The sequence below is a fragment of the Sunxiuqinia sp. genome (assembly GCF_055140945.1).
Map to the genome: position 1 here is coordinate 129,705 of NZ_JBSQYS010000008.1, position 15,668 is coordinate 145,372.

A 15,668-nucleotide genomic window follows, 5' to 3' on the forward strand; every position below is an offset into this window, starting at 1 on the left:
GTGTGAGAAAGGCTTTCGTATATTATTTATTCAACAATTCCAAGCCTTTCTTAGCGAAACCCAAGAATGACGACTAGAAGAACCAGATGAATTGTTGTAAAATGTCTCATAAAATAAAGTCTATAAATGAAAAAAGCCATTCCCCCTTATGAGAATGGCTATCGGTTTATACCAACATACAACATCCTCACTTCGCTTGCGAAATGACCACGACGAGAAGAATAATGACGTTAAGTACGATAGCCTGGATTTTCATTTTTCTTTTGTTAATGGAGCAAATGTAGGAATTTATTTCTAATGGAAAAATTAAATTGAAAGCAAAAATCTGACAAATTGTAAAAATTAGTAGTTGAAGTCGGCTTCATGCATTAATCTAAAACAGCAGGATGATACTTTCCATATCATCAGGAATGACCAAAATGTTATTTTAGCGTGTGAAAGTAAAAATATAGGGCATACCATAAACTATTTCTATAATTTGCACGTTGGTTTTACCAATACTTTTTTTGAACACGAAAATAAATTAAGATGGCAAAATTACTTGGACCAAGGACAAATGATGCACTAACAAATATTTGGTTACTTCTATTAAGAGTTTCAGCAGGAGGGTTCATGCTAACCCATGGAATTCCTAAATTTTTGAAACTGATAGAGGGAAATACACAATTTGCTGATCTCTTTGGATTAGGATCAACGATTTCATTGATTCTCGCAGTATTTGCCGAATTTCTTTGTTCGGTACTCTTAATTTTTGGAATTGGTACTCGCCTGTCAGTAATTCCACTTATTGCTACCATGAGCATTGCTGCTTTTCAAATTCATGGAAACGATCCGTTCCAGCGTAAAGAGCTTGCATTGCTCTATCTGGTGATCTTCGTGACAATATTGGTATTTGGTGGTGGAAAATTTGAAGCTGGCAGAATCTTCAAAGGTCGCTAAACCTGACTTTGATCAAACAAAAAACTTATTGGTTGGAAAGCATTTGGGGCTTTAAGTCAATCTCATATGTTTTGGTTTCCATTTCTCTTTCAAAAACCTTCACACTGGGAATACCCGGTTTTACCGCATCTGCTACTTCTTTGTAATATTCATTGTCTTCATGCTGAATTTGCATGATGATGTAGTGCTTTGCTTGAATATACTTTTTCATAATTGCAACGCCCTGCCCTTGTGGCTGATATAAAAAGCCGCGCCCAAGAAAGGCAAAATCAAGATTCTCATTGTCCAACCGCAGCCTGTGGTATTCATCCAACGCATTCGAATTACTGTCACCACAATGGAAAAAACTAACCCCATCAATTGTAAACCGAAAACCGAGGTGTTCTGCAAATCGGTATATATCTGTTTTACGGCCTGTTAAAGGATCCTCAATGTAATAAGGTCCATGATTAATTCGATAAACCCGTACATCAATTCCATTAACAATTGTATCAACATGAGTTAATTGTTCGGGCGTAATTTCAACTAACTGATTTCTTATTTGTTGGTACTGACTTGTATTTTCGACCTGCTCAACAGTTTTTGCACAACTAACAAACTTAGCTTCCGAGTGACTTGCTAAAACCGCTGCAGTAATATTATTGTCAAAATTATCAACATGTTCGTGAGTCGAAGCAATCAGATTAATCCCTTCAAACGGGCTTTCTCCATTAATGATTTTTTGGGTCAATTGCTTCGATGGGCTATCGTAATACTCACTTTCAATATCCTTAAAAAGCGCATCAACCAATACCTTCTTATCATTCACTTGAATCAAAAATCCGGAATTAGCGATATACGTGATATCAACTTCCACCTTTTCCGGGCTCTCAATCTGAGCATGAATAGAGTTTGAAGTAACAATGAAAAGCGCAATTAGCAGTAAAAACAATCTCATTCAGGGCAATTTTATACCAACAGACTAAAATCTTTATTTAAAATTGAAATCAAATATAAGACAATTTTATTAACGGCTTTGTTCTCAACGAACAAAAATAGCTAAAGTTACCCGTCAAAGGATTTCAGTCATTATTAAAAACAAGAACATACTAGAATCTGAAGTAAATAAAAGGTTGCAAAGTTGAATGTGCAACTAAGGTGATTAAAAACAAAGCAATAAGTATTACCGGAATTTGAACCCAGCTGGGCAACCGAATAAACTTGCCTCGCATTCTCTCTTTGAGCGGGTCAGGAAACCAAATAGTAACCAGGCCAATAATAAAAACAAAAATCACCCAATGATAACTCGCCCAACCTCCCACCAAATCGCGGGGTATAAAGTGATGGCGAATCTGGTAAAACAGCTGTTGCACAATACTGTAATCGCGAGCTCGGAAAAATATCCAGGCTATACTTACTACCTGAAATGTCATAAAAACAGAAAACAACCGCTTCCATTTCTTTGGCTTAGTTTGAAGTGAAAAGATTCGCCGAATGAATTTTTCCACCACCAGCCCAGCCCCGTGAATAGCTCCCCAAATCAAAAATCGGATATTAGCACCATGCCACAATCCGCCCAAAATCATTGTAATTAAAAGATTAATATACATTCGGGCAGAGCCTTTTCTATTTCCACCGAGGGGTATGTACAGATAATCGCGCAACCAAAGCGACAACGAAATATGCCAACGACGCCAAAAATCGGTTAAGGAGTATGCCTGATACGGCGCATTGAAATTGACCGGGATTTTATATCCCAACAGTAATGCCAGCCCAATCGCAATATCGGTATAGCCCGAGAAATCGCAGTAAATTTGAATGGAATAGGCATAGACTGATAATAAATTTTCCAATCCCGAATAAGCCAAAGGCGCTTCAAAAACCCGATCGATAAAGTTTAAGGCCAAAAAATCGGCGATAACTAATTTCTTAAACAGACCTTTCACGATCAGGAAAACGGAATGGCTGAATTCCTCTTTCTTCAGCCGGAACCGCTGGTACAACTGAGGAATAAATGAAGATGCGCGAACAATTGGTCCGGCAACCAACTGCGGAAAAAAACTGAGATAAAAGCTGAAATCCAACGGATTTTTGACCACCTCTGCGTCAGCTCTATAAACATCGACCAAATAGCTAATTGCCTGAAAGGTGTAAAATGAAATTCCAATTGGTAACAAAATGGAATTAACATCGACCACATCATGAGCAAGCTGGTTAATCAACCACCCAATCCAGTTGAAAACCTTAAAATTGGTTTCAAAAAACAGATTTACATTGTCCAGAAAGAAATAGGCATATTTAAAGTATCCTAAAATCAGTAAGTTCAATCCAATTGCAATTCCTAACCAAACCTGTTTCCACCTTTGTTTGTGAATGAGCAAACCAAATCCATAATTCATGGCACATGAAAAAATCAGTAATGATAAAAATGCGCCGCTCATTTGGAAATAAAAGAACCAGCTTACCAGCAACAAATAACTATTCCGAATTTGGTTTTTTTTGTATACGAATGTGTAAACGGCAAGCACCAAGGTAAACGCAATCCAAAAGGCAATTCCGGTATAAAATAGCGGTTCATCCGGCCTGTATTGCCAGATATTTCCAACGATATATTTAATCCGCTCAATCATAAAGAATCTTCACTTCCCTTAAGTTCCTGTAATATCGTTTTCCCCAATTCCGTTCCCACTAAATCAGCTCCCCGCCTCGAAAAATGAATGTAGTCTTTCCGTCCCAATGCAGGAGTAGCTTCTACCCAGCGTTTCATCGAGCCTTCACCGCCCATAAAAGATTGCAGATCCCAAAAAGCCGCATGATTTTGCATCGCCATTTTAAACTGAATTTGCTTAATTGCAGCAATCGTTGGATAGGTTATAAACTGTCCGGCTTCCTTTTGAGCCATATCTGACACGCCAATGATCAAAATTGGAACCTCGGGCCGGATCAATTTTAAAAATGAGATTTGCCGCTGAAGATGAATACGGAAATGCAAATAATCGTTTTTGGAAGTATATGGCACAACGTTTACTCCAAAATGCAGCACAAACAGCCCCACGTTCACTTGGTCTAACATTTGTTTGATTGACTCTTGATCCGACGTTTCGAAAGGCGGATAAGACAAGCCCCTTAAAGCGACATTATCAACAAAAACACCACCTCTAGATTCAAGCGAAAGCCCGGCAACATTAAAGGTATCAGTTGCTGTAAAATCAAAACGAATATCGTCCGGGGTGTGGTTGAACTGAAAATCTAAAGTAGATATCTTGTCTTTCGGATTGAGGTTTCCTGAATAGATTTCCCTGCGCCCCTGTTTTACGGTTACATAACAAGTATCTTTTGCTGAGTAGTAAAGTTTCACAAGTTGGTAGTCCTTCTGCGGTTGTAACCGTTTGATGCGTCTTATACGAAACCACCCTTCGGCATTCTCCGCAGTTAAAATCGCATTCTTAAATAGCAGGCTTTCATTTTTAAAGTCCCTATCTCGAAAGGTTCTAACATCCCAAGCTTTTGAAACTTCAACCAATAGTTGATGCTGGGTATTGTAATACTCATCCAACGGAATAAAACCGGGACCTTTGCCCCCATACTCCAGCTGAAGTATTTTCCTCAAAGCAGAAGTTATACGATCATTTTCGATTTGCGAATCGCCAAAATAAACAATCCGAACGGGCAAAACTGAACGATTTTCAGCACTTAGTTTCCTCGACAACAGCTGAAACCTCAGGGAGTCATCTTCGGCAAAAATCAAAGGAGTTGAGTGAAATAATTGAATTGACTTATCAGCAGTTTCTTCGTTTTCTGATATCGTTGAAATTGAGTCCTCAACAATTCCGGCTATTTCTACTCTTGGGCTATTTACAACATAATTTGAAGAATCAATTGAATCAACGTTTGATTCTTCAGTCATTGACGAAACGCCTGGTGCACTTACATCACCTTCCCAGATTAAAAGAAGAGCCGAAAAAAGAAGTAGTGTAACAAAAAAATAAAAGAATTCCTTTGCAGGTGTCATGTTCCGATTTTAGCTTCCGAATAAAAGTAAAGCTAAAATCGTGGATCTGCAAATAAGCCACTCGCTCTCTTACGAGCGGGGCTTAATCTTTAATTTTTGTCCCGGAAAGATCTTTTTCCCATTGTTGATATCATTCCATCGTATAATATCATTATTGGACACTCCAGGGAATTTACGGGCAATAGACCATAAGTTTTCGCCGCGGCGAACAGTGTAGTAAACAAATTCACCGCTCTTCGTTATTTGCTGACTTGATGCTCCAGCACTCGTTACAGGTGTTTTCTTTTTAAAAGCTTGTTTATCCGAAAAACTCATCCGGTTTACATCGGCATAAAAATCAGCCTGTCCTGCCGGAACATAGATGGAAAGCTTTTGTCCAACACGAATGAGGTTGCGATGAATATTATTCCAATAGCGCAAATCAGATAATCCAACATGATACCACTCTGAAATGAAGCCTAAATTATCTCCCGACTTCACGGTGTAAATCACCTTATCCTTTCCTTTAATATCGGTTGGGTAATACGTGCTCCGGCTTTTAGGGTTGATAATTGAGTTATTGGGGAAGAATTCATCCCGTTTAAACGCGTAAATTTCCTCTTCGTTATCAATAAAATCAGCAACCGATTCAATTGGTATTTTCAACACATAAGGTTTATCGGCCTTTGCCGGGATAATATCCATGCGATATTGAGGATTTAATGCCCGAAGTGCTTCAATCGGCACTTGTGTTATTTCAGCTACTTGTTTAAAATGAAGGTAACTATTAACCATCATGGTATCAGCAACAATTGGAAAATCAGGATAACGAGGTTGCAAATTATGCTTCTCGTAATTCGTCATTACGTAGGCTGCAGCAATAAAAGCAGGCACATAACCTCTGGTTTCGCGCGGCAATCGATAATAGATCGACCAATAATCCCGGGCACCCCCCGAACGCCGGATTGCTTTATTGACATTTCCGGGGCCACAGTTGTAGGCTGCGATAACCAAATGCCAGTTTTTATAAATCCGATACAAATCATTGAGGTAACGTGCCGCGGCTTTGGTGGATTTTACCGGATCACGACGTTCATCAACAAAAGTGCCGATTTCCAGCTTATACATTTTCCCGGTTCCGTACATAAACTGCCACAAACCAACGGCATTGGCTCTTGATCGGGCAGCGGGATTTAAAGCCGATTCAATAATAGCCATATATTTGAGCTCCATGGGCATATCAAGCCGATCCAATTCCTCTTCAAAAATTGGGAAATAATAACTGGCTAGTCCAAGCATCATTTCAACCTGATCACGCCGACGCTGGGTATAAAGCTCAATAAAATTCTTAACGGTTTTGTTGAATGACAGATCAACATAGGAATCAATGGCTTGTAACCGCTCGATATAAACAGAATCAGGCAGTGAAACAACAGGAACGCTATCTTGATTCTCTATTCTTTCGGGCCTATCAAATACGTTTCGCATATACCAGGAATTCACCAGGCTATCTATCTTTTCAGCAAAAATATCGTTTAGATTTTCATCCGGAGTAACATATTTTTTCTGATATCCCTGTACACTATCCAGGGCAACGACCTCAATCGTTTTTACCCTTTTAATTGCTTCTTTGTCTGTCTTTTTCGCACAAACATTTTGAACCGTAAAACTTACTAAAACTACGAGTATTCCTAATCCCTTTTTCATATCCCCTCTAAAATCTTATCCTACAATGAATTCCTACTACTTTCTGATGATAACTATACAATGGTCCTGGCGTCCAGTTCAAGGTTAAGTCATCACTTATATCAAAATTAAAAAAATGTGCATCCACACTTGCGTCAATAATGTTTAAGGCATAAAAAGCCACCGTTGAAATAACAACCAGATCCCGGTTTCTACGGGAAACATCTTTCGCATTTTTTAGCCTGGTAGTAAATTGCGATCTTTGATTATCCCAACGTCCATCTTCGTTAAATTGCTCATATGAATCGGTGAATGGATCATTGTCAACAATATCAGCATATGCTTGCCGGTAAAGTTGATATTGATCATTATTCCAATCGATAAAGTAAGCAAAAGCGCCAAACCCAATATAGATTAGGGGCACCTTCCAGTATTTCTTGTTGTAAATTTGCCCCAAGCCCGGCAAAACAGCTGAGTAAATTGTCGCCTTACGTGGCGAATGCTTTTTCTCTATAGCAACTGAAACACTATCAGCAGCGACTATCTTTTGTGCTGATGCAATAAACCCTGTTGTTATAAACAGGATTAACAGTACGGCTTTCTTTATATAATTCAATGTTATTCTTTTTGAAATCGAATTAGCCATTTAGTTTATCCAGAATTCCGATAATTCGTTCCAAATCCTTCGATGAACCAAACGGAATAACGATCTTTCCTTTCCCTTTATTGTTGAGTGAAAAATCAACATCGGTCTTAAAAAACCGACTTAAATGCTCTTTCAGCTCTCCATATTCTTCGGGATGCCTTTGTTTTGGAGCTGATGATTTTGGCTTTTCTGCAGGCGAGTTTAACAGTCGGACTAATTCTTCCACTTTCCGAACAGAGTAATCATTCTTTAAAATCTCTTCGTATATCGCTAATTGATCTTCAGGACTTTTAACATTAACCAGTGCCCGAGCATGTCCCATCGAAATCGTTTTATCAACAATTCCTTTCTGAATCAAGGCGGGCAATCTCAACAGTCTCAAGTAATTAGACACGGTAGACCGTTTCTTTCCGACCCGATCACTCAGGCTCTCCTGTGTCAACTTACACTCTTCGAGTAATCGCTGATAAGAAATTGCGATTTCAATGGCATCCAGATCTTCTCGTTGAATATTTTCAACCAGAGCCATTTCCAGCATACCCTCATCTTCGGCCATCCGAACATAGGCCGTAACTGTTTTAAGTCCGGCTATTTTCGAAGCTCTGAACCGGCGCTCTCCGGCAATGATCTGGTATTTGTGGTCTCCAACTTTTCGTAAAGTAATGGGTTGAATAATGCCAATTTCTTTGATTGAAGCCGCTAACTCTTTCAATGCTTCCTCGTCAAATGTTGTTCGAGGTTGAAATGGATTGGCCTCAATCTCTTCAATTGCAATTTCGCTGATCGAAGAATTCTCATCCCTATTCTTATCCGCATCATCAATCAAGGCGCCAAGTCCTCTTCCCAATGCATTTCGTTTAGCCATTATTACTCGAATTTATTTATTCAATTATTTTTTCCGAATTTCTGATTTTCGTCAAATCATTCTTTTGTAAAATCTCTCTTGCCAAATCCATATAATTCTCGGCACCCCGAGAACTCGCATCGTATAAAACAACAGGCTTGCCGTAACTTGGTGCCTCGCTCAACTTAATATTTCTTGAAATTGTGGCTTCAAAAACCATTTCACCAAAATGAGTTCGCACCTCTTCCAACACCTGATTCGACAAGTTCAGCCTGCTATCGTACATCGTCAGCAGAAAACCTTCAATTTCCAAGTCAGGATTTAAACGGGTTTGGATGATTTTAATTGTGTTTAACAATTTACCCAAACCTTCCAGTGCAAAATATTCACATTGAACCGGAATGATAATTGAGTCAGCTGCTGTTAATGAATTAACGGTAATCAATCCAAGTGACGGAGAGCAATCGATAAAAATAAAATCGTAATCGTCCCTGATTTTTTCAATCACCACTTTCATCACTTTCTCCCTGTTGGGTAAGTTCAGCATTTCAATCTCGGCACCAACCAAATCAATATGAGACGGAATAAGATCCAAACCCTCTATCTCCGAATTCAGAATAATTTTTCTGGGGTCGATATCGTCAATAATACATTCGTAAATGCTTGTTTTCACATTTCGAACGTCAAATCCAATTCCAGAAGTCGCATTCGCTTGCGGATCAGCGTCAATAACTAAAACCTTACTTTCAAGCACAGCTAAACTTGCAGCTAAATTAATAGCCGATGTTGTTTTTCCAACGCCTCCTTTTTGATTTGCAAAAGCAATTACTTTTCCCATAGTTTTTCCTGATTTTGGCTGAATTCCAAAGTTAATATTTTATCGATAAAATGATGGAAGATTCATGAGATTAAATTGAGATCTGCCGTAACGCTCTGATGCTAAGAAAATTCAGATTATTTTGAAATCTTAATCTTTCTGGCCTCTACCCTAAGCTGCTCACTATCAATCGGAACAACGCCTGATTTTTCACAAACCAAGCCTCCGGCCAAATTCGAAAGTTGAGCCATAAACTTGGTGGGTAAACCGGCAGCCAGACAAAGGCTGGCAACTGCAATTACCGTATCGCCGGCACCAGACACATCAGCGATGTCCCGAATTTGAGCAGGAAAATGATTTTGCTCAACCCCATTACTAATAATCACCCCCAATTCGGACAGTGTAATAAAGATGATCTCCAGCTTCTTTTCCTTTTTAAACTGATCTGCAGCTTCCAATATCGACTGAAAATCCCGCTTATCAACGTTTAGCTTTAATCCTTCTTTAAACTCTTTAAAATTAGGCTTAAACAGGTTTGCTTCAGCATAATTATTAAAATTGCGTTTTTTAGGATCAACAGCAATAAGAATTCCTTTAGATTTGGCGAGTGTGGTCACCCTGTCAATTAGCGACTGGGTGATAATTCCTTTGTCGTAATCGACAAAGATCACGATCTCAAAATCCTGTTGTTCAATCAAGGTTTCAATTCGCTGAAAAACAACATCCTCCTCTTTTGCTGATATTAATGCGGCAGTCTCCTCATCAACACGAACAACCTGCTGAGAGCCACTCAATATTCTTGTCTTAACAGTTGTTTCACGGCTGTCTGAACGCAGGATGCCGGCATCAGAGAGATTCCGTTTTTCAAGTAGCTGCATAAAAATATCGCCTTTCGTATCGTTCCCAACCATAGAAACCAACACCGGAGTTGCTCCTAATGCCTGTAAATTAAGAGACACGTTGGCAGCTCCCCCCAATCGGTTTTCTTGCCGACTGATTGTTACAATGGGAATGGGTGCTTCAGATGAAATACGATCGACAACTCCCCACATATATGAATCAACCATTGCATCACCGACTACGAGTGCCCGAATGTTTGAAAACTTCTTAAAAACCTCTTCAACCTTTAGTTTCTCCACGTTCAATAAATCATTTAAAGACGTACAAAAGTAGCAAAAAAAGGATGTGTCAAAAATTATATCTCAGCTTGATGTTGAAATTTTACTTCAAAAAGAAAAGAAAATTCGTCATTATAAAAATGGTCATTGATCGTTCGAATCAAGGCTTGGATCTTTGGTTGAAGTAGACAGTTGAAGTTTGGATTTTGAGATCTGAATCTGTTACATCGGATCGACATCGGCATAAATAATTAGTCCGGTGTTATTTGGAAGCGATTTAATTTGATCAACCATTTCCATGATCCGTTTTTTAGCTTCCGGGAGCTGTTTGTTTTTATCCAGTTTCAGCCAGATTTCTTTTTGATACCAATTTTGCACTCGTCCGACAACCGGGTATTCGGGCCCCAGCACCTGATTTTTAAACTGCTTTCGAAACAACGAAGCCAACTGATCGGCTCCCCGATCAAGCCGTTCGCGATTTTTATGCTTCACCACTACTTTTATCAATCGGAAGTAAGGCGGATACCGAAATAGCTTCCGTTCAAGCATCTGACGATTGAACAGCTGCTCGAAGTTATTTGATGCCACTTCTTTCAGCACATCGTGGTTTGCTTGCGACGTTTGAATAACCACTTTCCCACGTTTATTTTTACGTCCGGCCCGGCCACTCACCTGAGTCATTAGCTGGAACGAACGCTCAAACGATCGAAAGTCGGGGTAATTCAACAACTGATCGGCATTGAGAATACCTACAACCCGCACATGTTCAAAATCCAATCCTTTTGTTACCATCTGTGTGCCAACCAGAATATCAATCTGTCGGTTTTCGAAGCGATAAATCAGTTGATCGAACGAGTTTTTCGCCCGTGTTGTATCCAAATCCATCCGCGCAATTTGGGCGTCGGGAAACAGCAGCCCAAGTTCTTCCTCGATCTGCTCGGTGCCATAGCCCTTGGTTTTAATATCGTCAGAGTGGCACTCGCCGCAATTGGCTGACAGCCCGGTCGTGTGTCCACAGTAATGACAAACCAAACTCGACCGGTATTTGTGGTAAGTTAAACTCACATCGCAGTTTTTACACTTCGGAATCCATCCACATGTTGTGCATTGGATGTATGGAGCAAACCCGCGTCTATTCTGAAAAAGAATTACCTGCTCTTTTTTCTCCAAGGCTAATTTCACTTCTTCATACAAGGCCGGAGTAAGCAGCGATTTCATTTGCCTTTGTCGGGTTGCTTTTCGAATGTCGGCCACTTCAATTTCCGGCATTTCAATTCCCTTGAAGCGTTCTTTCAGTTCAACCAGGGCATATTTATTTAGCTTGGCATTGAAATAACTTTCGAAAGAAGGAGTGGCAGTACCCAGCAAAACCGGAGCTTGATGAATCTGCCCCAAAACAACAGCCATGTCGCGGGCATTGTATCGCGGAGCCGGATCAAATTGCTTGTAACTATTCTCATGCTCTTCATCTACAATAATCAACCCCAGCTTTTTAAATGGAAGAAAAACAGACGAGCGTGCGCCCAAAACCACCTGGTAAGAGTCTTCTCTTTCCTGTAAAATATTAAACCAAATCTCAACACGTTCAGCATCATTAAACTTCGAATGGTAAATGCCGGCGCGATCTCCAAAAGCTCTTTTTAGTCGATTTATCAATTGAGAGGTCAGGCCAATTTCAGGGACCAGATACAACACCTGCTCCCCTCGTGCCAAAACGTCTTCAATTAGCTTGATATAAATCTCCGTTTTCCCACTCGATGTCACGCCATGCAACAATACCGGACGATTGGTTTTAAACTCAGCGTTCAACTGATCTAGTGCTACCTCCTGGGCATCGTTCAAATCAAACAGATATTGTTCCTCATCGTGATCCATCACCAGTCGGCCAATTTCGACATCTTCAATTTCAAGAATTCCCTTGTCCACAACTGCTCTTAAAACCGCATCGGAAACGCCACTTTGTTCGAGCAATTCTTTTCGAGCAATACGACTTTCTGATTCGCTTGCATAAACCGCTTCATTAAAAAAGAATTCAAGCAATTCCGTTTGCTTTTTAGCTCGTTTTACTTGCTCAAGCGCATTGGCGATGTCCGCCGGAGCTTTGATCGCTTCACAAAGCTTCACAAAGCTCACGGTTTTTGGCTTGTAACTATCCTTCATTTTTTCTTCAATCAGAATAGCATTCTTTTCCAACAAAACTTTCAGCGTTGCATACGAAGACTTTTTACCCAAAAACTGATTGACCTCCTTGATATTGGCTTGTCCCCGCCCCTGTAGCATCAGCAACAAAGCTTCCTCCTCACCTGTCAGCTCTCCATCCATTTCGTAATTTGGGTTGAAACAGATATTGGAATGACTTTCCATCTTTAACGCCGATGGCAAAGCTGCCTTGAAAACCTCTCCGAGCGAGCAACAGTAATAATTAGTAATCCATTCCCAGGCAATTATTTGAGCCTGATTCACAATTGGCTCACGATCCAGAATGGCATCAATCTCCTTGATCTCAAAATCGCCCGTCGGCTCGTCCTGATGCAAGCGATAGACCAAGGCCGAATAAAACTTGCGCGCTCCAAATTGCACCACAACCCGAACTCCTACTTTTATGGAAGGTTCAAAATGGGGGGCAACGCGATACGTAAATTTATCGCGCAAAGGCAGTGGCAATATTACATCGGCAAACAGTTGATCTGACATCGTGCTACAAACTTCGCAAAATTTATTCAATATCGAATGGAGCGAAACACTCATCTACCCATTCTTGCTATAAAACAAAAAACGCCTTTCTTTTTCGAAAGACGTCTTTTATTCGTTCAAATATACCATTCCAAAATCTGAATGAATGGCAGATTGATAAATTGTTGTTTTAAACTAAAATATCAGTCGTTAGGTTTTCAATGCTTGCACCCACACCCTCGAACGGTTTTCCATTCCCCTGGTTATCATCTTCAACAAAGGTGTATTTCACTCCGGCAGTTTCTTTGGCAGCCAGAATGCGTTTAAAGTCAATCACTCCATCACCCACATTTGTAATGTCTTCCTTTTCCACTTCAAAAAACGGGTCTTCATGTGTTTTCATATCTTTCAGGTGTAGCAATTGGAAACGCCCGGGATACTTTTCAAACATTTCAACCGGATCTTGCCCGGCTTTTGATGCCCAAAATAAATCCAGTTCCAATGTAATCAGGTCCTTGTCCATTTCCGGAATAAATACATCGTAATAAGGAACAACTCCATCAATATTTTTAAACTCGAAGTTGTGATTATGATAGCCGAATTGAATACCGGCATCTTTCATGATTTCACCAACTTTGTTCCAGTCACCAATCATTCGCTTGTAAGTCTCAATTTGTCGATCCTCTGCATTAACCCAGGGCTGAATACAATATTTCACGCCAATTTCGGCATGAGAATCGGCCATTATCTTAGCATTGTCAAGTGTCACACCTGCAGCTTCAACCATGGTGTGACTGCTAATAATTTCCATATCCAAATCATCGATGATCTTTTTAAACTCGTTTGGTTTTAAACCGTAAAAATTTCCACCGGAATAGCCGGCAAGTTCAACATTCTTGTAGCCCAAATCCGAAAGCTTTTTTAATGACCCCTTCAGGTCTGCATTCATGGCATCACGAATGGTATACAACTGCAAGCCAACGCCATATTTTTTGCGATCAACGTCGCCAGCAGCCGCTCCGCCGCATGAGCTTAGCAACACCACACCCAGTGATCCTAAAGCCGAAATTTTAAGGAATTCTCTACGATCCTTCATAGTTCTTTTAGTTTTAATTGTTTTAAGTTGAGGTAAAAATAGCAAAAAAATTACACCAATTCCCTACAAAAAAACACACCGAAAGGTAAACTATGTTGACTACCAACCCTTCAACTGCCGAATAAAACGGGTTAATTCTTCCGCGATTTCTGCGTGTTGTTTCAAATCAGGGTGGTAATCACAACCATTGTTGTAGCTTTTCGAGAAAAAGAAGGAATGCACATTCGAATCGTCTGATTGGTTAATAGCTTCAACTACCGAGACAATATATTTTTTCAATACGAAAACCAATTCCTCGTCTGCCATTGGACTGGACAGACAGACAATGGTAGCCGACGGATATTTCGTGCGCAAACGGTGGATAAACTTAACGTAGCTTGAACAAAATAATATCGAATCCTGAATACCATCATTTTGCCCCAGAGCAATTGTCACCACATCTGGCTGATAGCTCGAGAAGTCCCATCCTAATTTATTCTCCCTCAAATTTACCTTATCATACACCTGCAGCATAACGATATCCATATCGCAACAACTGTGCACCAAGCCAATTCCCGACACCGCAGTCAACATCCATTGAGCATTTAACGAGCGGGCAGTAACGGGTCCATAACTCATGTAGGCATTGTGCTGATCGTGCCACTCGCCAGCTCCGCACGGAACGATCGATGTATCGCTTCCGGTTCCGCAAGTAATTGAATTACCGTAAAACTCTATTTTTCGTAACGGCTTCGGCTCTGGCTTCAACAGCTTCTGGCATCGCAGTCCAACAAACTCAAGATAACCGATTCCCGATTCGGTAGATTTACAGATTGTAATCCGATGCTTACCACGATCCAAATTTTCACTAAAGTCGAGCACATTGACCTTTCCCGTGAGCATAATTCGCTTTGCCGGCTGACCATCCAACACAACCGAAACGTAATTGTGCTTGCCCCAAAGCATTTCATCATTGAGAATAAGCTGACAAGAATCACCTTCAAAATAAGCCTCAATATAAACTCCGGGAGACCAAAATCGAGGAAGTGCGGGATCTGAAAAATCGACACGTCCGACATATTGAATCGCTGAATTATCGGCAGCAAACAACCTTACCTCCTCTGCCGGGCTAGTGCATTTTGCAAACAGCTGAAAGCTAACTACAACCATACAAAGACCTAACAGCAAGCGAAAACTATGTTTTAAATAAATGGTTCTCATCATCTTATTATAATTAACTAATTCGGCATCTGTCGTATTTAACTTGAAAAAAAACATCTCGAATTGCAGTTTACTTCGAAGTAAAACACGAAGTAGGTAATCCCCACGAGTTAAACAATTTGGGGGTTGCCGGATTGCTCCAGGCATAGCGGACATCAACAGGTTCTTTTACTTCCGAAGAGGAAACAATCACCTGGTTTTTCTTAATCGCAGCCTTTGCCGGATACCACACCCCATCAACTCCAGCTAACTCAAAAAGAGTAAGTTCTTTACCGTTGATATACAACCCATTATTATAGTCAAATGATACAATTACTTTTTTTCCATCCACTCTGTAATCAGAAAAAAGCGGACCAGAAGCCGGAAACTCTTTCATCCCATAAGTTTTATTGAGAACTAAATCAGCAAAACGTTGCCCCGCAGGAATTTTGTTCTTCGGATGAATATCTGTCGTGTCACCAATGTCACTAAGCACAATCATTCCAGAATTCGGAATCGACAAAGCCCGACGCTGAGCATCGCGCACTTTTACGCCGGCTTCCGGCTCATAGCCAGCAAGCGGAGCAATCTGAGCAAAGCAGAATGTAAAATCGCACTGAAACCCTTTTCTCCAGCTTTCTACCATTACAGAGAGCATATTCGTGTAACTGCCGGGGTTGTCGGTATTGGCTTCCCCCTG

13 protein-coding genes and 1 pseudogene are annotated in these 15,668 nt (G+C 40.4%); 2 read left to right on the top strand and 12 right to left on the bottom strand.

Annotated elements, in window-relative coordinates:
* Window positions 1-148 precede the first annotated feature (148 nt).
* Window positions 149-298 (top strand): hypothetical protein, encoded by a 150-nt coding sequence (locus ACTB00_RS05520; protein WP_463298936.1) that lies wholly within the window; start codon window positions 149-151, stop codon window positions 296-298.
* Between the two features lie 230 nt (window positions 299-528).
* A complete protein-coding gene (locus ACTB00_RS05525) occupies window positions 529-939 on the top strand; it encodes a DoxX family protein (RefSeq protein WP_463298937.1) in 411 nt (136 codons plus the stop codon).
* A 25-nt stretch (window positions 940-964) separates the two neighbouring features.
* Here ACTB00_RS05525 and ACTB00_RS05530 read toward each other — a convergent pair whose 3' ends face one another.
* The 12 genes and pseudogenes from ACTB00_RS05530 to ACTB00_RS05585 form a co-directional block, all read right to left on the bottom strand.
* On the bottom strand, window positions 965-1,876 hold the full coding sequence (locus ACTB00_RS05530) for an MBL fold metallo-hydrolase (protein WP_463298938.1): 912 nt from the start codon (window positions 1,874-1,876) through the stop codon (window positions 965-967).
* 151 nt (window positions 1,877-2,027) lie between these two features.
* Entirely contained in the window at window positions 2,028-3,548 is a 1,521-nt protein-coding gene (locus ACTB00_RS05535; RefSeq protein WP_463298939.1) for an MBOAT family O-acyltransferase, read from the bottom strand.
* A complete protein-coding gene (locus ACTB00_RS05540) occupies window positions 3,545-4,930 on the bottom strand; it encodes an SGNH/GDSL hydrolase family protein (protein ID WP_463298940.1) in 1,386 nt (461 codons plus the stop codon). The genes ACTB00_RS05535 and ACTB00_RS05540 overlap by 4 nt, the downstream gene beginning before the upstream one ends.
* Before the next feature lie 69 nt (window positions 4,931-4,999).
* The gene (locus tag ACTB00_RS05545) at window positions 5,000-6,616 is read right to left on the bottom strand and encodes a lytic transglycosylase domain-containing protein (RefSeq protein ID WP_463298941.1); all 1,617 of its coding nucleotides are present in this window, start codon (window positions 6,614-6,616) and stop codon (window positions 5,000-5,002) included.
* Between the two features lie 7 nt (window positions 6,617-6,623).
* Entirely contained in the window at window positions 6,624-7,241 is a 618-nt protein-coding gene (locus ACTB00_RS05550) for a DUF5683 domain-containing protein (RefSeq protein ID WP_463298942.1), read from the bottom strand.
* Window positions 7,234-8,106 (bottom strand): ParB/RepB/Spo0J family partition protein, encoded by an 873-nt coding sequence (locus ACTB00_RS05555; protein ID WP_463298943.1) that lies wholly within the window; start codon window positions 8,104-8,106, stop codon window positions 7,234-7,236. The genes ACTB00_RS05550 and ACTB00_RS05555 overlap by 8 nt, the downstream gene beginning before the upstream one ends.
* Before the next feature lie 16 nt (window positions 8,107-8,122).
* The gene (locus ACTB00_RS05560) at window positions 8,123-8,923 is read right to left on the bottom strand and encodes a ParA family protein (protein WP_463298944.1); all 801 of its coding nucleotides are present in this window, start codon (window positions 8,921-8,923) and stop codon (window positions 8,123-8,125) included.
* A 116-nt stretch (window positions 8,924-9,039) separates the two neighbouring features.
* Window positions 9,040-10,041, bottom strand: a complete 1,002-nt coding sequence (locus tag ACTB00_RS05565; RefSeq protein WP_463298945.1) for a bifunctional heptose 7-phosphate kinase/heptose 1-phosphate adenyltransferase — start codon at window positions 10,039-10,041, stop codon at window positions 9,040-9,042.
* 201 nt (window positions 10,042-10,242) lie between these two features.
* Window positions 10,243-12,714, bottom strand: a complete 2,472-nt coding sequence (gene priA / locus ACTB00_RS05570) for a replication restart helicase PriA (protein ID WP_463298946.1) — start codon at window positions 12,712-12,714, stop codon at window positions 10,243-10,245.
* Between the two features lie 169 nt (window positions 12,715-12,883).
* A complete protein-coding gene (locus ACTB00_RS05575) occupies window positions 12,884-13,789 on the bottom strand; it encodes a sugar phosphate isomerase/epimerase family protein (RefSeq protein ID WP_463298947.1) in 906 nt (301 codons plus the stop codon).
* A 99-nt stretch (window positions 13,790-13,888) separates the two neighbouring features.
* A complete protein-coding gene (locus tag ACTB00_RS05580; RefSeq protein WP_463298948.1) occupies window positions 13,889-14,992 on the bottom strand; it encodes an SGNH/GDSL hydrolase family protein in 1,104 nt (367 codons plus the stop codon).
* A gap of 67 nt (window positions 14,993-15,059) precedes the next feature.
* A pseudogene (locus ACTB00_RS05585) lies at window positions 15,060-15,668 on the bottom strand (sialate O-acetylesterase); the annotation flags it as partial.